The sequence below is a fragment of the Micrococcus sp. TA1 genome, assembly GCF_014199555.1.
Taxonomy (GTDB): domain Bacteria; phylum Actinomycetota; class Actinomycetes; order Actinomycetales; family Micrococcaceae; genus Citricoccus.
Genome location: NZ_JACHNW010000001.1, coordinates 2,522,221 through 2,539,933 on the forward strand (window position 1 = coordinate 2,522,221; position 17,713 = coordinate 2,539,933).

General features: G+C 69.1%; 15 protein-coding genes. 5 read left to right on the forward strand and 10 right to left on the reverse strand.

Annotation, left to right across the window (positions count from 1 at the left end; translation table 11 throughout):
- Positions 1–135: 135 nt before the first annotated feature.
- The 3 genes from GGQ69_RS11110 to GGQ69_RS11120 all read right to left on the reverse strand — a co-directional run bounded on the left by GGQ69_RS11110 (position 136) and on the right by GGQ69_RS11120 (position 3,521).
- The gene (locus tag GGQ69_RS11110) at positions 136–678 is read right to left on the reverse strand and encodes a hypothetical protein (RefSeq protein ID WP_183527994.1); all 543 of its coding nucleotides are present in this window, start codon (positions 676–678) and stop codon (positions 136–138) included.
- The gene (locus GGQ69_RS11115) at positions 668–1,345 is read right to left on the reverse strand and encodes a hypothetical protein (RefSeq protein ID WP_183527996.1); all 678 of its coding nucleotides are present in this window, start codon (positions 1,343–1,345) and stop codon (positions 668–670) included. Before GGQ69_RS11115 ends, GGQ69_RS11110 begins: the two co-directional genes overlap by 11 nt.
- A gap of 550 nt (positions 1,346–1,895) precedes the next feature.
- A complete protein-coding gene (locus GGQ69_RS11120) occupies positions 1,896–3,521 on the reverse strand; it encodes an S-layer homology domain-containing protein (RefSeq protein WP_183527998.1) in 1,626 nt (541 codons plus the stop codon).
- A gap of 276 nt (positions 3,522–3,797) precedes the next feature.
- Here GGQ69_RS11120 and GGQ69_RS11125 point away from each other — a divergent pair, with 276 nt between their 5' ends.
- From GGQ69_RS11125 to GGQ69_RS11135, 3 genes are all read left to right on the forward strand, one after another.
- On the forward strand, positions 3,798–3,950 hold the full coding sequence (locus GGQ69_RS11125; RefSeq protein WP_183528000.1) for a hypothetical protein: 153 nt from the start codon (positions 3,798–3,800) through the stop codon (positions 3,948–3,950).
- Positions 3,951–4,522: 572 nt separating this feature from the next.
- Positions 4,523–6,247, forward strand: a complete 1,725-nt coding sequence (locus GGQ69_RS16885) for an ATP-binding protein (protein WP_183528002.1) — start codon at positions 4,523–4,525, stop codon at positions 6,245–6,247.
- A gap of 1,402 nt (positions 6,248–7,649) precedes the next feature.
- A complete protein-coding gene (locus tag GGQ69_RS11135) occupies positions 7,650–8,696 on the forward strand; it encodes a glycosyltransferase family 2 protein (protein WP_324590507.1) in 1,047 nt (348 codons plus the stop codon).
- 21 nt (positions 8,697–8,717) lie between these two features.
- On the opposite strand, the gene GGQ69_RS11140 is transcribed toward GGQ69_RS11135, so the two are convergent.
- Entirely contained in the window at positions 8,718–9,050 is a 333-nt protein-coding gene (locus GGQ69_RS11140; protein ID WP_183528004.1) for a hypothetical protein, read from the reverse strand.
- 262 nt (positions 9,051–9,312) lie between these two features.
- Here GGQ69_RS11140 and GGQ69_RS11145 point away from each other — a divergent pair, with 262 nt between their 5' ends.
- Complete coding sequence (locus GGQ69_RS11145; protein WP_183528006.1) at positions 9,313–10,053, forward strand: class E sortase; 741 nt, start codon at positions 9,313–9,315, stop codon at positions 10,051–10,053.
- 3 nt (positions 10,054–10,056) lie between these two features.
- Complete coding sequence (locus tag GGQ69_RS11150; RefSeq protein ID WP_183528008.1) at positions 10,057–10,236, forward strand: hypothetical protein; 180 nt, start codon at positions 10,057–10,059, stop codon at positions 10,234–10,236.
- Positions 10,237–10,591: 355 nt separating this feature from the next.
- Here GGQ69_RS11150 and GGQ69_RS11155 read toward each other — a convergent pair whose 3' ends face one another.
- The 6 genes from GGQ69_RS11155 to GGQ69_RS11180 all read right to left on the reverse strand — a co-directional run bounded on the left by GGQ69_RS11155 (position 10,592) and on the right by GGQ69_RS11180 (position 17,682).
- The gene (locus GGQ69_RS11155) at positions 10,592–11,248 is read right to left on the reverse strand and encodes a GntR family transcriptional regulator (RefSeq protein WP_183528010.1); all 657 of its coding nucleotides are present in this window, start codon (positions 11,246–11,248) and stop codon (positions 10,592–10,594) included.
- Complete coding sequence (locus tag GGQ69_RS11160; protein ID WP_183528012.1) at positions 11,245–13,002, reverse strand: biotin carboxylase N-terminal domain-containing protein; 1,758 nt, start codon at positions 13,000–13,002, stop codon at positions 11,245–11,247. The genes GGQ69_RS11155 and GGQ69_RS11160 overlap by 4 nt, the downstream gene beginning before the upstream one ends.
- Positions 12,999–14,840, reverse strand: a complete 1,842-nt coding sequence (locus GGQ69_RS11165; RefSeq protein WP_183528014.1) for a 5-oxoprolinase/urea amidolyase family protein — start codon at positions 14,838–14,840, stop codon at positions 12,999–13,001. Before GGQ69_RS11165 ends, GGQ69_RS11160 begins: the two co-directional genes overlap by 4 nt.
- Complete coding sequence (locus GGQ69_RS11170) at positions 14,837–15,619, reverse strand: LamB/YcsF family protein (RefSeq protein ID WP_183528016.1); 783 nt, start codon at positions 15,617–15,619, stop codon at positions 14,837–14,839. Before GGQ69_RS11170 ends, GGQ69_RS11165 begins: the two co-directional genes overlap by 4 nt.
- Before the next feature lie 100 nt (positions 15,620–15,719).
- On the reverse strand, positions 15,720–16,763 hold the full coding sequence (locus GGQ69_RS11175) for an NAD(P)-dependent alcohol dehydrogenase (RefSeq protein ID WP_183528018.1): 1,044 nt from the start codon (positions 16,761–16,763) through the stop codon (positions 15,720–15,722).
- 154 nt (positions 16,764–16,917) lie between these two features.
- Positions 16,918–17,682 carry a VIT1/CCC1 transporter family protein gene (locus tag GGQ69_RS11180; protein WP_255459489.1) on the reverse strand — a complete coding sequence of 255 codons (765 nt, stop codon included), beginning with the start codon at positions 17,680–17,682 and terminating at the stop codon, positions 16,918–16,920.
- Positions 17,683–17,713 lie beyond the last annotated feature (31 nt).

The window sequence follows — 17,713 nt, forward strand, 5'->3', positions numbered from 1 at the left end:
CGCGTCTTGATGGCAGCAAGGACCCCTGTCTAACGCCGGGTTCGGCCGGTGGGGGTTTCGGGTCCAGTTCCTTTGAAGTAGACGGGACCATGAGCGTGCGGGTCCTTGTGGCGGCCGGGTGAAGGTGCAACCGGGTCAGCAGGACGCGGTGGGCACCCACTTTAAGCTCGCGCCGGAGTACTCGGTGTATTCCCAGTTGCCAGATTCGTAGCGGATCTTAAGTCGGTCCACCGTCGCCGGCCGCGCCCGACCGTTGGTCTTGATTTGCACGATCAGGTTGATCTGCTCGCCGTGGCTGAGGGTGTACTGCAGTGGTTCGGCGGACATCTGCGGCCAAGGCATAGCCGGGTCGGCGAGTTCCCGGTTGCCGCCCATGAACCCGTCGGCGTCCGGGTTCACCGGTGCCACCCCGGCTGCCACCAGCTCGATGCCGGTCGGGTTGACCAGCTCGATGCCGGTCAGCGTGATGGGCGCATCGGTGAGGTTTCGGACCCGCTCCCCGAGGAAGTACGGTTCCTCGAGGTATGCATCCGGTGCGCAGTAGTTGTCGGTGCCCCACGGGTCATCGTGGCCGAAGCCCAGTGGGCCGGCCTGCGGGTTGACCAGCGTGCAGCCGGTCATCGTGCCGGTCACGACGGCCAGGGCCGCGGCGGCGGTTCGGCGAGTCTTAGTCCTCATGGGCGGCCCAGAGGACGGCGTCCAGGTCCGACAGCCGCCAGTCGCGGGTGTTCGCGGCGTGGAACATCACCTCGCGCAGGTGGTCGTATCCCTGCTTCTCGATGCCGGCCCGGGTGGCGGCCAGCCGGATGCGGGAGTCGATCGCGGCGGCCTCGGTGATTCCACACAGGATGTCGAAGTAGTCCAGGGTCTTCGGGCCGATGTTGCGCACCCGCTGAAGCTCCCGACGCAGCGCCGACCGGGTTTGCCCGGCTTCCAGGGCGTCGCGCAGCTGGTCGGTGGTGTCGATGCCCTGGTCGGCGAAGACCTGGGCGGTCTCGGACATCTGGATCAGCCGGGCCGGAGAGGACCAGTCGATGACCTTCCCCAGTGCGCCCAGGCCCTCGTTCAATGACCAGTCGAAGCCCGCGGTGTCACCGCCCCCGGTCAGCCGCCGGAACCCCGTGGTCGTGGCGGCCTCCGGCCACTGCTCGACGATCTTCTGCACCCGCGGCGCGACCGTCGCGGTGTACTTGTTGCGTCGCTGCAGGGCGGAGTCCACGATGAGCCCGCCCATGTGCTGCTGGCCGCGATTCACCCGCACGGCACCGTCCAGGCCTTCGGCGTCCATGTAGTCCAACAGACGCTGAGCATCGGCCATGACTTGGGCGTTCTCGGGAATCGTCATGGCGCCAACCTATCCGTGTCCATGGACCCTGTCTCGTCTCAGCAGGCGCCAGGCACCGGCATGTTATCGGAACGTTGAGACACCCCACAGACAGCCAGGAGCCTGCCCAGGACCAGGGCCAGCATGGCGTCTCTTCGGCCCGTGGTGGACCCCGGTGTGCCCGCCCGGTCCTCAGAGGCGGCCACCAAGCCATCACCAGTTCGCACCCGGGACCAGCGACACTCAGGCAAGCCGGTGATTCCCACGAACGAAGAGGCAGCGCTTGACGGGGGCGTCTCCCTGAAGGATCCCCAAACGGACGTGACGGAACTAGACGGTCAAATAGCCTTGTGATTCACAGGTCTGGCGGATTGCACGAGGACTGAGTCCTTGTATCAACAAAGATTCCCTCCGGGCAAAGAGGTCCGGTGGCACAGCAACCGGCGCTTCTTGAGCCGGCGGGGCAGGCGTGGTGACCCGCCGGGTGTGCTGCCGAGAGATGACAACGACTCAAGCCGGCCGGTGCCGGTAGGGCGCCGACCGGCCTGAGCCGTGTCATGGGGCTACCGTTTCAGTCGTTGAAGACCGTCTCGACGAACTTGGCCATCTCCCCGCGGGTGATGTCCCGGCTCGGGCGGAAGGTGCGGTCCGTGTAACCGCGCGTCGCGCCGGTGGCGTACAGGTAGCTGATGGCCTCGAAGCGGCTGTAGGAGGCCGGGATGTCAGCGAACGGGCTCTTGGACGGTGCGGTCCAGTCCTCGTCGGCGTGGTCGGCCAGGTAGATGAACTGCGCGGCCTCGACGCGGGAGACCGGCTGGCTGGGCTTGAAGGTGCCGTCGGCGTATCCGGCGATGCCCATCGAGCGCAGCCAGGTGGCCGCCTCGTAGTGGGCCGAGCCGGGTGCCATGTCCGTGAACGGGCTGGTCTGCGGGGAGAACCAGTAACGGCCATAGAAGGGGGGCACGTGCTTCTCGCCGTAGGCGCGCATGAGGAAGGTCGCCAGCTCGCCGCGAGTGATCTCCCGAGTCACGCCGAAGGCACCGTTGGCCTGGCCGGCGGAGATCCCCTCGCAACCGAGCCACTGGATGGAGGCGAAGAACGCGCCCCCGGGCTTGACGTCCGTGAAGGTCACCGGGCACAGGTCGCTGTGGGCGATCGGCGCCCAGGGGCGGTCGAACGACGCGGTGGGCTCGGCGAGCTCGACGGTGCGCTCCCGACGGTGGTAGTCCCCGTCGAGGTTGATGGTGGTCCGGGCGGTCACCGTCTCTCCGGGCTCGATGCCCGAGGAGTCGACGGCGCTGACGATGAGCCGCTCTCCGTCGATCAGCCCGCCTTCGTAGCGGGCCTGCACCACACCCTGGGCGCAGGACACCCGGCCCTTCCGCCCGTCATCGACCTGCGGGAGCGGGTAAGGCCAGGCCGTCATGAACCTCACGTCGCTGCACTGCCCGGGGACGTCCAGGATCAGCGACACGGACTCGGCCGGGCCCTCCGGGGTGCTGGAGGACCAGTCGATGTCGCTGTCCCAGTGCAGACCGGCTCCCAGGTGTGGCTCATCAGCCTCGACCTCTTCGGCGCTGCCGGTCAGGGTGAACGTGTCGGTGAACCGATTGCCCACGCCGTCCGATGCCCTGACGGTTTCCGTGCGGGGCTCCGCGCCGTAGTAGGTGGGCGGGATCTGGGCGGGCAGCTCCACGGTGCCGCAACCACCCTTGGAGGTGGCCGGGCCGGAGACCGGGTAGATGGAGATCTTCGACTCCGCCATGGGCACCTCCGACTCGAACGGGGCGGCCAGGCTCTCAACGCGGAAGGTGTTCTCCCCGGCGGCGTCTTCCACGATCAGCTCGGCACCGTAGAGGTAGTTGTAGACGGGGCCCTCGTAGTCGGCGATGGGGGTGGCGGCATCCAGGTCGATGTCCTCCACGCCCTTGCGGGCCGCGGTCCCCGGGGCCAGGCAGAAGTCGACGGCCACTGTCAGGTGGTCATCCTCGGAAGAGACCGTGTCCTCGACGATGGAGATGTCCTGGACGTAGCCACCGTACGGGGCGATGGTCCCGGCACTCGGGGCAGCCGTGGCCGGGGCGGCGGACAGTGGTCCGGCGACCAGCACGGTGCCGAGTACGACGGCCGCGGCCGTCCTCGTGGTCCTCCTACCGGAAGCAGGCGGTCGGGGTGCGGGCAATGACGCGTGCGTCATGGGCAGGGTCCTCTCGGAAGGTCCGTGCGGCACGGATGGTGATGACGAGAGAATCTGTCACTGATCCACGGCAGCGCTACGACCTCACCCTCCGGCGCCCCCGACGACCAGCAACCACGCCCAACCTATCCCGGCATTCCACCGGAAACAGCCGCTGATCAGCCCGGACGATAAGTCGGGACCGAACCGTGATCGAACCACCCTCCGGTGGCCGAGATGGCCGTCAAGGTGCAAGACCTCAAGCTGTTTCCACGGGGCAGTCAATAGACTCGCGACATGGGAATGCTCCAGGGATGGCAAATCACGGTGATCATGTCGATAGTCGCGGTCGCCCTCATCATCACCGTGGTCGTCCTGTTGGCGAGGATCGCAGCGTCAAAGCGCAGTGACCGCCGCCCTGAGCCCGATGACACCCAACGGCGCAACTAGCCTCAGCGAGTGAACCCCGGAGATAAGCGGCCGGAGTTCCGCAGGACAATCTGACCGTCGGCGTTCAGCATCGTTGTCGCCCATTTAGGGAACGGTTTACGGCATCCGTTCTTTCAGGCCGCCGAAGACCTGCGGGCGGGATGATTCGTGCCCGGAAGGGGATCCCCCACCGGTCATCCGGGCCCGTGACTCGGGCTCACTCCAGCAGGCCTCGCGGTTCATCTCGAGTGATCCGTCCGGTCGTCGCTCCCGCGAGGGTGCGTCATACAGGGCGCCCCCGGAGAGACTTACGGCATCAATGTCCGCGCTCAGCCCCCCCGCGTTGTCGCTGGCTTCTCCACTGGATGGACAACGTCTTGGTTCCTTAGAACCAGGACACTCCTCCGAAGCAATGCCCGGGTGTGGCTTTTGACGCGAGAGGGCGGAAGCGGCGCACAGGAGATCCCCGGTGGTGGCTTGTCCGGTGGGCGGGTGGTGATATTTCTCCACGTCAGCGTCGTGAGAGGTGGTCATCACGGTTATCGTGGGCCGGTCACATTCTCGGTAGCGCGCATAAGAATACGGAGCCCCTCGTGCCCTCTTCCTCCACCCCGCTGATCGACCGTCCCGCTGAGGATCCGGCCCAGACGGGTCCGGGGTACTCCGGTGTGCAGCGCTCATACTTCGGCCAGTTCTCCCTGCGCCGCCGGGTGCTGATCTCGCAGTTGCCGTTGGCGTTGTCCGTGCTGGCCGTCGTTCTGCTGTGCGTAGTGGGGCAGAAGAGTCAGGTCTTGAGCTCTCCGGTCTTCCTGGCGGGAGTCGCCGCGGTGGGCGTGCTGACCGTGCTGGCCGGGATCATCCCCTGGGACCGGGTGCCGGGCATCGGTTTCTGGGTGATTCCGGTGCTGGACTTCGTACCCATTGCGGCCATCTGGGACGCGACGCATCACAGCCTGTATGGCACGTCCATTTTGACCGCGTTCCCGGTGTTCTGGCTGGCGTGGTCCGGCCTCTACCCGGTTCTGGGGATCACGCTGGGCGTGGTGGGAACCACGTTGACCATCTGGGGACCCCATGCGCTCAATCCACACGGATCAGCCCGGGATCACCTGCTGGAGTCGGCCGCGGTGCCCTTGTTCATGCTGGCGCTGGCCGTGGCCGCCAGCGTGCTCACCCGCAGCCTGGATCGCCAACGAGAGGAACTCGACGAGTTACTGTCCATTACCCGGCAGCAGAACCGGAGGCTGCAGACCGTCCTGGACACCACGGACGTCGGTATCGTCGTCACCGACCGGGACGGCAATGACCTGTTGATGAATCCGGCCCAGCGGCGGGTGCACCTGATCGGGTTGCCTCACGGGGTGGAGGATGCTCCGGAACGGGACCTGTTGCTCTTCGAGGCCGACGGGAAGACGCCGATCCCAGCCGAGGACCGGCCAGCACACCGGGCGGTGCGCGGTGAGAGCTTCTCCGGGCGGCTGATCGCGATCGGGGTGGACGGCAGCCAGCAGTTCCTCTCCGTCTCGGCCCAGGCCATGCGCGACGAGAACGGTACATTCGACGGCACGGTGCTGGTGTTCCAGAACGTCACTGATCTGCTGGACGCGATCCAGGCCCGGGAGAAGTTCCTGGCCGATATCTCCCACGAGCTCCGCACCCCGTTGACCTCCATCATCGGCTTCCTGGACCTGGCGGTCGAGGACAACCAGGACGAGACGATCATCGGCTACCTCAACACCTCACAGCGCAACGCGGACCGACTGCTGACACTGGTCAACGACCTGCTTCAGACCGCCGCTGGCGGCACGGCCGTAACCCCGGAACCCACGGACCTGGCCCGGTTGGTCAGACACAGCGCGGAATCGGCGCAGATCCAGGCGGACAACGCCGGCATCACCCTCCAGGTACGAGCGCCGGACACACTGATCATGCAGGCCGACCCGGTCAAGATGAACCAGGTCGCGGACAACCTGATCTCCAACGCCATCAAGTACACCCCCACCGGCGGCACCGTCACGGTCAGCGCCGCACCGGCCGGGGACTGCGCCGAACTGATCGTGACCGATACCGGCATCGGCATCAGTGCCGAAGAGCAGCAGAAGCTCTTCACCAACTTCTACCGCACCGAGCACGTCCGCCGGGCGGCCATCCCCGGCACCGGCCTCGGCCTGGCCATCACCCGGGGTCTCGTCCGCGCTCACGGCGGGGAGATCACCGTCACCTCCGAGAAAGGCACGGGATCCACCTTCACGGTCTCCCTGCCTGTCGATGGCCCGGCAACCGGTACCCCGGCGAACGCGTCCACGTCACCGCGCTGACCCGCGATCACAGCAACTGACCCCGCCGTCCACGCGCCCGCGGCGTCCACTGGGGTCTCCCCTCTGACCGAAAATGGGCAAGGGCATGGCGTGCGCTGGACGGACGTGCACCTGTCCGGTTCTGATGTCACGACAAGGAGCGTCACCTCGCGCCTGCGAAGACGCCCCACGCCGGGCGTAGGCCGCCAGTGAGCAGCGCGCACTCGATCCACGGTCATCGAGGGCAGTCCAACAGCGCGCTGCCGGAGCCGACGCCGGTGTGGCTCCGAGCAGACCGTGACCGCCCAAATCCGCTGGTTCCATCCCGTAGAACTTCGCCTCGGTCTCTTCCCGCGCCCGGGAATCCTCGTGAACCGGCGGCCGTTCCGCTACCGCCATCACCATCAGATCCTGCCCGGCCCTGGTCCGCATCTTCCGGGGATCCCGGTCAGATTGCCCTGCACCGTCTTCTTGCCCACGCCCTCCATGACTTGCTCGCTTCCACCCTCGATGGGGCCGCTGGTTCTGATCGATCCCTGGCCTCGTACACGAACCAGTGCTGAGTCCTCACGGTGGCGCGCCTCTCCGGGCCGAGGTGATCGAGACGCACCACTCCCAGACCCCAGATCCCTGCATCCGGGGTGAGGGACATTCAGGGGAAAACCTTGGTGAATGTTTGGGCCGCATTATGGGATTTCTTGAGGCGGAGACGGTGAACTGAGTGCCATCGGGAAGCCCACAGCGGCACGGACATCCCCGTCCAGGTGCCACCAGCTTCCCTAACCGTCCCAGCATCGACGCTGGATGCTGGCATCCCCGCCAGCCCAGGCGACGATCGATACCAGTAAGGGGTATGACATGAACAAGAAGACCAATGGCGCCATCGTGGCCGGTCTGACCGGCTGACTGGCGTCGAGGCCCTTCCTATAGCCGAAGTCGACGTGAAGGGTCAGTTCTTGCGGTACGCCTGCCGCTGAGAAAGCAGGCGTCAATCGTTGTATCTCCCGGCGCTCGGCCGTATCTGCCGAGCCCCCGCCTTATCGCACTGTTGTGCCACCTTTGATCCCCCCTGGGTGGCGCGGCTCCTGGTTGTGCCACCTTTGATCCCCCCTGGGTGGCGCGGCTCCTGGTTGTGCCACCCTTGATCCCCCTTCGGTGGCGCGGCTCCTGGTTGTGCCACCCTTGATCCCCCTTCGGTGGCGCGGCTCCACGTTGTACCGTCTCCAAGGAGGGCCCTTTGGGCTTCGCCATCAATTCAATAGTCAACCGTTCTGCGGTGGCGTCAGGGTGCCCGAAAAGCGCACCTGATGTCTCCGTCCCAACCCGTACGCCCGTGACCTCGGCCTCGCAGGCCTCAGCGACGATCAATCAGGCTGCGTCGTCATGCCATGAGACCGAGGACTGGTCGTTATCGTCCGCGCGAGTGATCGCACTCGTCCCTGCCCACAACGAAGAACAGGGAATCGCCCAAACCATTGAGGGACTGCGGTCTCAGGCGCGGGTGCCCGATGAGATCGTCGTGGTCGCAGACAACTGCACCGATGACACCGTGAAGATTGCTCGCGCCTACGGCACGACGGTCTTTGAAACGGTGGGCAACACCGATAAGAAAGCCGGTGCGCTGAATCAAGCACTGCGCCAGTACCTGCCGGGCCTCGACGATGACGATCTGCTCCTGATTCAGGATGCGGACTCGATCCTGGACCCGTTATTCATCCGCAACGCCGAATGGCACCTTGACCGGGCCCCGAACCTGGGCGCAGTCGGCGGGGTGTTCTCCGGAGGCCCCGGGGGCGGTTTCGTCGGTCATCTGCAACGCAACGAGTACGCACGGTACGCCCGGGACGTCTACCGGCTCAACGGCAAGTGCCTGGTGGTGACCGGGACCGCGGCACTGTTCCGCGCCAAGACCTTGCGCCACGTCGTCCGAGCCCGCCTCGAAGGCGCCCTGCCTAGCGGGGACGGCAACGGTGGGGTTTACGACACCTCAGTGCTCACCGAGGACAACGAACTGTCCTTCGCCCTCATGACCCTGGACTATGACATCCTCTCGCCGGCCGAATGCCGATTGGTCACAGAGGTGATGCCGACCTGGCGCGAACTGTGGAACCAGCGCCTCCGATGGAAACGCGGAGCGATCGAGAACTGCTTCCAATACGGGTTCACTAACGTCACCGCCCCCTACTGGGGCAGACAACTGCTCACGCTGCTGGGCGTGCTGGTCACCTTCGCCTACCTCGGATCCATCATCTACGCCCTGGTCATCGACCATGGGCTCTTCATCCATCCGTTCTGGATGGGTGTCACTGCCGTGTTCATCCTCGAACGGATCGTGACCATCCGGTACCGAGGCTGGAGGTACATGGCCCTGGCCGCCACCATGTACGAACTCACCGTGGACCTCTTCCTCCAAGTGGTTCACGCCAAGGCCTATCTCGACGCCGCCCTCAACCGCAAGAAAGCCTGGTGACCACCCATGTATGACAACCCTTCAGTTCCCATGACCGCCGGATTCGCCGCCGGCACCGGTGGGCTTGTTGCCGGCGCCGGCGGAGTCGTTACTGGCACCGGCGGAGTTGCCGCTGGTAGCGGTGCAGTTGCTGCTGGCGGCGGCGGAGTTGCCGCTGGTAGCGGTGCAGTTGCTGCTGGCGGCGGCGGAGTTGCCGCTGGTAGCGGTGGACTTGCCACCGGTGCCGGAGAACTGGCGATGACCGGTGCGGACGTGTTCTGGTTCGTGCTCGCGGCGTTCGCCCTGCTCGCACTGGGCCTGGCTCTTCTGCGCATCGTCCCGAGGCGGCACACCGCTCCCAGTGCCGAAGACCACTGGGACGCAGAGACGACGCGGACAGAGCGACGCTGACGCGGTAGGACAGCTGGATCGTTGAGCTGTCCGGAATAACAGTCGCGGCCCCCCGCCATATCCCCCAGGACCCCGGACCGATACGGGCCCTCAGACCGCACCCCTCGCCAGGCACGGAAGGGGTGCGGTCTGCGAGGGGAAGGACAAGTCCCCTCGTGGGATCAGCGTACGTAGATCGATCTGTAGGCCGACGCCCACCGACACGGGGCGTGGCAGAGAGGGCGTCATGGTCGACCCCAGAAGTACCGGATCGCCGGGCCGTGAACGGCGTTTCATCGAGATGATCGTCAGGGGTGTGGCAGAGGTCCTGTTTACCGCCGGGGTCACGCTGTTGCTGTTCGTGGCCTGGCAACTGTGGTGGACCAATCTGGATAGTGACCGCGAACAGGCGTCCGTGGTGAGTGAAACCGCCCGTCAGTGGAGCCAGCAGAGGGCCACTGAGTCTTCTGCGGCCGGGTCCCCGGCCGAAGGGGAGGTATGGGGCATCCTCTATGTCCCTCGTTTTGGGCAGGATTACGCCAAACCCATCGCGGAGGGTATCGACCTGGAGGTTCTGAACTCTGCCGGGATCGGTCACTACCCCGGCACTCAACGGCCAGGCCACATCGGGAACGTCGGCCTGGCCGGCCATCGGCAGTCGCATGGCCAGGTGTTCTGGGCCATGGACACGCTCCAGGCGGGGGACAAGGCCTACATCCAAACCCAAGAAGGCATCTACACCTACACCTACCGCAACACCCACATCGTGTACCCGTCTGAGAGCCAGGTCCTGCTGCCCGTGCCGGGCGAGAGCAACGCGCACCCCACACGGAAGATCCTGACCCTCACGACGTGCCATCCTCCCTTCACCACAGACATGCGCATGGTCGTGCACCTGGAGCAAAGCTCCTTCTCAGCAGCACACACTGAGCCTCCGTCCCAGATCCGCGACGTCGTCAGCCAGATGATCACCCTCGAAGGAGCTTGAGAGATGTACGCCTGGATCTTCCGTCACCTGCCCGGCCCGCTGTGGCTACGTGTTCTACAAGCAGGCGTACTAGCGGGGTTGGCCATCGCCGTACTGATGATCTGGGTCTTCCCCTGGATCAGCGAGTTCTTGCCGTGGACCGCATCCACCCTCGGTTCATCAACCACCCACACCCCTGCCTGAGATGAGCAACCACGCGCCCTCACCGCTGGGGCCGGCCCTCAGCGTCCTTGTCATCACCCCTTTGGGCTGGTGGTATGACAGACCAGGTGGTCCCGTCGGCCGATTCCACGACTACTAGTCTGAGGTCTTCGGGACCACCTTGAGCGGCCTGACGATCACACACCATCCGCACCGCTCGATCGCGGAACTCAGGGGTGAACCTCTGGGGCATGTACCGATTCTCCTGCGTGAGACTCGGAATCAAGCCCAGGGCGCTTCAGCGTGCGCTGTATAGAGTCCGGGCCCGATCGGGAACCCAGTCGCTGGTCCCCCCAGGGGATCCCCTTGAGGCGCAGGCTCGACGCCACGCGGCCGCTCAGTGCCCGAGGTGGTCCAGGAGCTCCCGCTCGGCGGCGTCCAGGTACCCGCGCAGCGCCTGGGCCGCCTCCTCCCGGCGCCCGGCCAGCACGAGGTCCAGCAACCGGAGGTTGCGCTCCGCATAGGGAGCATGGAAGCCCGAGGGGTTCGCCATGCCGTGGAACACCAGTCGCATACGCGCCAGGGTCCGGTCCATCACCGTGCTCAGCGTCGGGGAACCGGACATCGCGACGATCGCGTCGTGCAAGCGCTGGTTCGCGCCCGCCATCGAGTCGGCGTCACCGGCCTCCAGGGCCCCCGCGATCGCCGCCCGGATCCCGCGCAGCTCCTCCTCGCGTTCCTCGGTGAGGTCGCCCCACAGCAGGGCGGCCGGCTCGAGCATGCGGCGCACCTGGTAGACGTCCCGGATGGCCTCGGCGTCCGGCGAGGCCACGAAGACGCCCCGGTTCGGCACCCGCTGCACGATCGACTCCGCGGCGAGCGCTGCGAAGGCCTCCCGCAGGGTGTTCCGTGAGACCTCCAACTCCTCGGACAGGGCCTGCTCGGCCAGCTTGGCACCGGGTCTCAGGTCACCGGCGGAGATGCGCCGGCGCAGCACCTGGGCCACCCAGGCCCCGGTGTGGGCGTGGACGGCGGTGTCCGTGACGGGGTTCACGCCAGCCGCCCCAGTTCCTGCCCCTTGCTGATCCGATCGGCCGGGTGCAGGTCCGCCCGGGAGAACGTGCCGGCGTGGTCTGCGGAGACGGTGGTCTCCATCTTCATGGCCTCCAGCACCGCCAGGCCCTGCCCTGCGGCCACGGACTCGCCGTCCCCGGCCAGCCACTTGACCAGCGAACCGTTCATCGGCGAGGCCACGGCGCCGTCGGTGGCCTCCCCGGCATCGGCGCCGTCCGCCGCACCGGATCCGACGCCGGTCCCGCCCCCGCCGCTGCGCAGCGCGCGCACCAGGTCGGCCGGCAGGCCCAGCCGCACCGCCTTGCCGTCGAGGGTCACGGTCAGTTCGGTGCGTTCGGCTCCCGGGGCCGCGGCCGCCAGGTAGGGCGAGGCCTCCAGGTCCGCGGTGAACTCGGTCTCGATCCAGGTCGTGTAGACCCCCAGCCGCTCCGGGTCGGTGAACGCGTCCTGGCGCAGGACCTCCTGGTGGAAGGGCACCACGGTCGGCAGGCCGCGGATGACGAGCTCGTCCAGGGCGGCTCGGGCGCGGCGGATGGCCTGCTGCCGGTCCTCGCCCCAGACGATGAGCTTGCCCAGCATGGAGTCGTACTCCCCCGGCACGACCGATCCCGAGCGCACGCCGGTGTCCACGCGGATGCCCGCCCCGGTGGGCGCCTCGAACACCTCGACCGGCCCGGGTGAGGGCAGGAAGCCCAGTGCCGGGTCCTCGGCATTGAGGCGGAACTCGATCGCGTGCCCGCGCGGGGCCGGGTCCTCGGTGAGGTCCAGCGGTTCGCCGGCGGCGATCCGGAACTGCTCCCGGACCAGGTCCACGCCGGTGGTCTCCTCGGTGACGGGATGCTCCACCTGCAGGCGCGTGTTGACCTCCAGGAAGGAGATCAGCCCGTCCGGGGCCACAAGGTACTCCACCGTCCCGGCCCCGGTGTACCCGGCCCGGCGGCAGATCTCCTTGGCGGAGGAGTGGATGCGCTCGCGCTGGTCGTCCGTGAGGAACGGGGCGGGGGCCTCCTCCACGAGCTTCTGGTTGCGCCGCTGCAGGGAGCAGTCGCGCGTGCCGACCACCACGACGTTGCCGTGGGTGTCCGCCAGCACCTGCGCCTCGACGTGCCGCGGTCGGTCCAGGAAGCGCTCCACGAAGCACTCGCCCCGGCCGAAGGCGGTGACGGCCTCACGCACCGCCGAGTCGAACGCGTGCTCGATGTCCTCCATCCGCCGCACGATCTTCATCCCCCGGCCACCACCGCCGAACGCCGCCTTGATGGCCACGGGCAGGCCGTGCTCCTCCGCGAAGGCGCGCACCTCGGCCGCGTCGGCGGCGGGCCCGTCGGTGCCGGGCACGAGCGGGGCGCCGGCGGCCACGGCGATCTGCCGGGCCGAGACCTTGTTGCCCAGCTCGTGGATCGCCTGCGGCGGGGGGCCGATCCAGGTCAGTCCGGCGTCGATCACGGCCTGGGCGAAGTCCGCGTTCTCGGACAGGAAGCCGTACCCGGGGTGGACGGCGTCCGCCCCGGAGCGCCGGGCCACGTCCAGCAGCTTGTCCATGTCCAGGTAGGTCTCGGCGGCGCTGGCTCCGTGCAGGGCGTAGGCCTCATCGGCGGCGCGCACGTGCATCGCGTCCGCGTCCGGGTCCGAGTAGACGGCCACGGAGGCCAGTTGCGCGTCGCGGCAGGCGCGGGCCACGCGCACGGCGATCTCGCCGCGGTTGGCGATCAGGACCTTCGTCAGCGTGTTCATGGATCAGTCCTCTCGAGGGGGGTCGCTGGGTGCTCGGCGGAATCCGCGCCGGGATCCGCGGTGCCGCGTTCCGGGGCCGTGGCGGCGTCCAGGTGCACGGCCGGGACGAGGGTCAGCGGGGTGACCGGCTCGAAGCGGACGCCCGCCCCGGGCGGCAGTTGCGCGGCCAGGGGCAGGTCCTCCGGCACGACGACGCCGATCACCGGGTACCCGCCCGTCACCGGGTGGTCGGCCAGGAACAGCACGGGCAGCCCGGACGGCGGGACCTGCAGGGCCCCGGCCACGGCGCCCTCGCTGGACAGCTCGCCCTCGCGGACCCGTTCCAGGGGGGTCCCGCCCGCGGGCGCCTCCAGGCGCACCCCGATCCGGTTGGACTGACTGCTCACGGCCCAGTCCTGGCCGCCCAGCACCTCCAGCCCGGCGGCGCCGAACCAGTCCTGCCGGGGTCCGGGCACCACGCGCAGGGTGGTCACCTCACCGGCCCGCGGCAGCCGGCGCAGCGCGGGCTCGGCCGTCCCGACGGCGGCGAATCCGCGATCGCCGCGCACCGGCAGTTCGGTGCCGGAGGCCAGCGGTTCGGGACCGATCCCGGACATGGTGTCCGTGGAGCGGCTGCCCAGCACGGCCGGCACGTCCAGTCCGCCGCGCACCGCCAGGTAGGTGCGCAGCCCCGCGGTGGGTTCGTCCAGGATGAGGGTCTCGCCGTCGTGCAGGGCGAACGGGGTGCGCGGCGGGGCGGGCCGGTCGTCGGCACCGCTGCCCGGGACCGACGTGATCCGGGCCGGGGTGTCGGCCCCGGCCAGCGCGAGCACCACGGACCCGCGGGCCCGCACGCTCAGCCCGCCGAGCAGGGCCTCGATCACGGCCTCGCCCGGGGGATTGCCGACCAGCCGGTTGGCCTGCCGGGCGGAGGCGGTGTCCGCGGCGCCGGAGGCGGACACGCCCAGGTCGCCCAGTCCGGGACGTCCCAGGTCCTGGACCAGGGACTGCAGCCCGGGTGCCTCGACGACCAGGGCGGCGGCTGCGGACTGCACCGGTGGGCCCGACGGTGACGTGGCCGTGCCACCGGCGGCCACCGCTCCCGCGGTGCCGGCCTCCGGGGCCGTCGTCGGCTCGGGCATCGACTCGGGTGCCGGCTCGGGATCACGGGTGACGCGGAGGAGTTCGCGCACCGCCCGGTAGCGCACCCGGTCCCCCGGGCGCACGAGTGCCGGGGAGGACCGTTCCAGGTCCCACATCCTCGCGTCGGTGTGGCCGAGCAGTTGCCAGCCTCCCGGGGAGCTGCGCGGGTAGACCGCGGAGAAGTGCCCGGCGATGGCCACCGAGCCCGCGGGGACGCTCGTGCGCGGGGTGGAGCGGCGGGGCACCTGGAGGGGGTCGTCCTCGGCCACGAGGTAGGTGAAACCGGGCGCGAAGCCCCCGAACGCCCCGGTCCACAGGGTCTGGGTGTGCACCCGCACGACGCCGTCCGCTCCGAGGCCGGTCAGCCGACCGACCTCGGCGAGGTCCTCTCCGTCGTAGACCACGTCGATGTCCACGGTGCGGCCGGACTGCCCGGCGCGGTCGGTGACCGTCAGCGACTGGACGGCGCGCGCGCCGGCCACGGCCGCCGCCCGGTGGGTGAAGGACAGTGTCACGGTCTCGGCGGCCGCCACGGCCTCCACCTGGCCCGGCAGGGGCGCGGCCGTCAGGTGCGCGTGCAGGGCCACGACGTCCGCCAGCGAGGCGCACTCGAGGAGGAACGCCCGGGTGCCGGCCCAGCGCAGGGCGCGCGGCGCCGTCGTCGGCGTCCCGGACGCGGTCGCGGGACCGGTCGTCGAGGTGTCCGGGTCGATCATGCGAACGGTCCCACCTGCACGCCGGCCTCTTCCAGCGCGGAGCGCACCGCCGCGGCCATGGACACGGCCCCGGCGGTGTCCGAGTGCACGCAGATGCTCGAGGCCTCCATGCGCAGGTCGCTGCCGTCGATGGCCGTGAGCCGGTGCTCGGTGGCGAGCCGGACCATGCGGCGGGCCACCTCGGCCTCGTCGTGCAGGACGGCGCCGGGCTCCCGGCGGGAGACGAGCGTGCCCTCGGGGGTGTAGGCGCGGTCGGCGAAGGCCTCGGTCACCACGCGCAGGCCCGAGGCCTCGGCGATCTCGATGGCCGCGGAACCGGGCAGCAGGAGCAGTGGCAGGTCCTGGCCGAAGCCCTTGACCGCGTCCACCACGGCGCGGGCGTGCTCGCGGTGGTGGACGATCGCGTTGTACAGCGCGCCGTGGGGCTTGACGTAGCGCACCACGGTGCCGGCCGAGCGGGCCATCGCCTCGAGCGCACCGATCTGGTAGAGGATGTCGTCGGCGAGCTCGGTGGGCGAGCAGTCCAGGAAACGCCGGCCGAAGCCGGCGAGGTCGCGGTAGGACACGTGGGCGCCGACCGTGGCCCCGGCCTCGGCCGCGTACCGGCAGGTCTGGGCGATGATCGACGGGTCCCCGCCGTGGAAGCCGCAGGCGACGTTGGCCGAGGACACGGACCGCAGGATCGCGGCGTCATCGCCCATCGTGTAGGAGCCGAAGGCCTCGCCGACGTCGCTGTTCAGGTCCATGCGCAGCGCGCCGTGCTGGTCCAGGGTGCCCATGTGGTGACCTCCGTCTCATCGGGTGGTCACTCCAGAATGCACCACAGACCCGGATTGTTCAACAATCCGGGTCTGTGGTGCCGGCGCTTCCGGGCGCGTCTCAGGCGTGCGGCACCACGACGGCGCGGCCGGAGACCCGGCCGTCCACCAGCGCCCGGTAGGCCTCGAGGGCCTGGTCCATCGGGTAGGTGGTGTACATCGGCGTCAACTGGCCGGCCCGGAACATGTCCACGACCTCGTGCAGTTCCTCGATGGTGCCCCAGTAGGTGCTGGTCAGCTCCACCTCGTAGGGCGCGGTGAAGAAGGACCACTCGTAGGGGTGCCCGGCGATCCCGACGATGGTGCAGCGGCCCTGGCGGGCCATCGAGGACATGGCGGCCTGGATGGTCGGCTTCACGCCGACGAAGTCGAACGCGGCGTCCACGCCCCGGCCACCGGTGATCTCCCGGATCCGCTCGACCTGCCCCGCTCCCCCGGGCACGGTGACGGCGCCCAGCCGCTCGGCCTCGGCCATCGCCTCCTCCTTCATGTCGGTGGCGATGATCGTGGCCCCGGTGAGGGCCTTGAGGATCTGCACGCCGAGCAGTCCCAGGCCGCCCAGCCCGATGACGAGGGCGTACCTGCCGCCGCCGTTGAGCTTCGGCAAGGCCAGCTTGATGGCGTGGTAGGGGGTCAGGCCGGCATCGGCCAGCGATGCCGCGGCGACGGGGTCGGCGTCGCCCAGCGGGACCAGGTTGCGGGCCGGCACGCGCACGTACTCGGCCATGCCGCCGTCGCGCCCCAGGCCGACGCCGAGGTACGGCATCGTGGCGGCGTTCTCGCAGTACGTGTCCTGGCCGCGGGAGCACGCCCGGCAGCGCTGGCAGCCGACGGGGCCGTAGACGAGGAAGGCGTCCCCGACGGTCAGTCCCTCCACGCCCGGGCCGAGCTCCTCGATCCAGCCGGAGTTCTCGTGGCCGAGGATGAAGGACGGCTTCTGCGCACCGGGCGCGCCCTCGGCGAAGTCCTGGAAGATCGCCACGTCGGAGTGGCAGGCACCCGCGCCGGCCACCTTGAGCAGGACCTCACCGGGGCCGGGGACCGGCCGCTCGACGTCCGTGAGGGTGGGGAAGGTCTGGTAGTTCTCGAACACGACTGCGCGCATGGAGTCCGCTCCTGTTCCTGGTCGGGGATGGGGTCGGGGCCGGATGGCCGGTGGATGGCTGGATGGGTGGACGGGGACGGCGGGGTGGATGGACGGTAATGACGGGTGCCCGGTCCGGGCGGGCGCAGCGGCCGGCACCGGTCCGGCACAGGTCTCAGATGGCGCCGGAGCTGCCCAGCAGCGCGCCGATCGCGAAGGTCACCGCCAGGGCGAGCACGCCCCCGACGACGACCCGCACCGTCGGTCTCAGGACGGGCGCCCCGCCGAGCCAGGCGCCGGCGGCGCCGGTCAGGGCGAGCGCGACCAGGGTCACGGCGAAGGTCAGCGGGATCCGGAGGTCCGTGGGAGCGAGCACGATCGTGAGGAAGGGCAGTAGCGCGCCGATGAGGAAGGCCAGGAACGAGGCACCGGCCGCCCGCCAGGGGCTGAGCACCTCGTCCTCGGAGAGGTTGAGTTCGGCCCGCAGGTGCGCGCGGATCGGATCCTGCGCGGTGAACTCCTCGGCCACACGCCGGGCGGTCGGGGCGGACAGGCCCTGGCCCCGGTAGATCTCCACCAGTTCCTCGAGTTCCCCCTCCGGGTCCTCGGCGAGTTCGCGGCGCTCTTTCTGGATGAGCGCCGTCTGGCTGTCCGAGGAGGAGGAGACGGAGACGTACTCGCCCAGCGCCATGGAGATCGCACCACCGGCCACGGCCGCCACCCCGGCGATCAGCACCGGGGCATCGGCGGTGGTGGCGGCCGCCACGCCCACCACCGTGGCGGCCACGGACACGATGCCGTCATTGGCACCGAGCACGCCGGCCCGCAGCCAGTTCAGGCGCTGCGCCAGGGACTCACCGTCACCGTGGGGTTCATGGCGCCCCGGATGCCCGGGTGCTCCCGTCCCGGTGCCGGCCCGGGTCTCTCGCGATTCGCTCATGGCCCCAGTCTGGCCAGTGACGCGGACCGTC

Excerpts from the sequence above, each read along its gene's own strand:
- GGQ69_RS11180 (WP_255459489.1), bottom strand. The coding sequence starts at position 17,682 with ATGAGCGAATCGCGAGAGACCCGGGCCGGCACCGGGACGGGAGCACCC.
- GGQ69_RS11170 (WP_183528016.1), bottom strand. The coding sequence starts at position 15,619 with ATGGGCACCCTGGACCAGCACGGCGCGCTGCGCATGGACCTGAACAGC.
- GGQ69_RS11150 (WP_183528008.1), top strand. The coding sequence starts at position 10,057 with ATGTACGCCTGGATCTTCCGTCACCTGCCCGGCCCGCTGTGGCTACGT.
- GGQ69_RS11120 (WP_183527998.1), bottom strand. The coding sequence starts at position 3,521 with ATGACGCACGCGTCATTGCCCGCACCCCGACCGCCTGCTTCCGGTAGG.
- GGQ69_RS11145 (WP_183528006.1), top strand. The coding sequence starts at position 9,313 with ATGGTCGACCCCAGAAGTACCGGATCGCCGGGCCGTGAACGGCGTTTC.
- GGQ69_RS11165 (WP_183528014.1), bottom strand. The coding sequence starts at position 14,840 with ATGATCGACCCGGACACCTCGACGACCGGTCCCGCGACCGCGTCCGGG.
- GGQ69_RS11115 (WP_183527996.1), bottom strand. The coding sequence starts at position 1,345 with ATGACGATTCCCGAGAACGCCCAAGTCATGGCCGATGCTCAGCGTCTG.
- GGQ69_RS11160 (WP_183528012.1), bottom strand. The coding sequence starts at position 13,002 with ATGAACACGCTGACGAAGGTCCTGATCGCCAACCGCGGCGAGATCGCC.
- GGQ69_RS11110 (WP_183527994.1), bottom strand. The coding sequence starts at position 678 with ATGAGGACTAAGACTCGCCGAACCGCCGCCGCGGCCCTGGCCGTCGTG.
- GGQ69_RS11125 (WP_183528000.1), top strand. The coding sequence starts at position 3,798 with ATGGGAATGCTCCAGGGATGGCAAATCACGGTGATCATGTCGATAGTC.
- GGQ69_RS11175 (WP_183528018.1), bottom strand. The coding sequence starts at position 16,763 with ATGCGCGCAGTCGTGTTCGAGAACTACCAGACCTTCCCCACCCTCACG.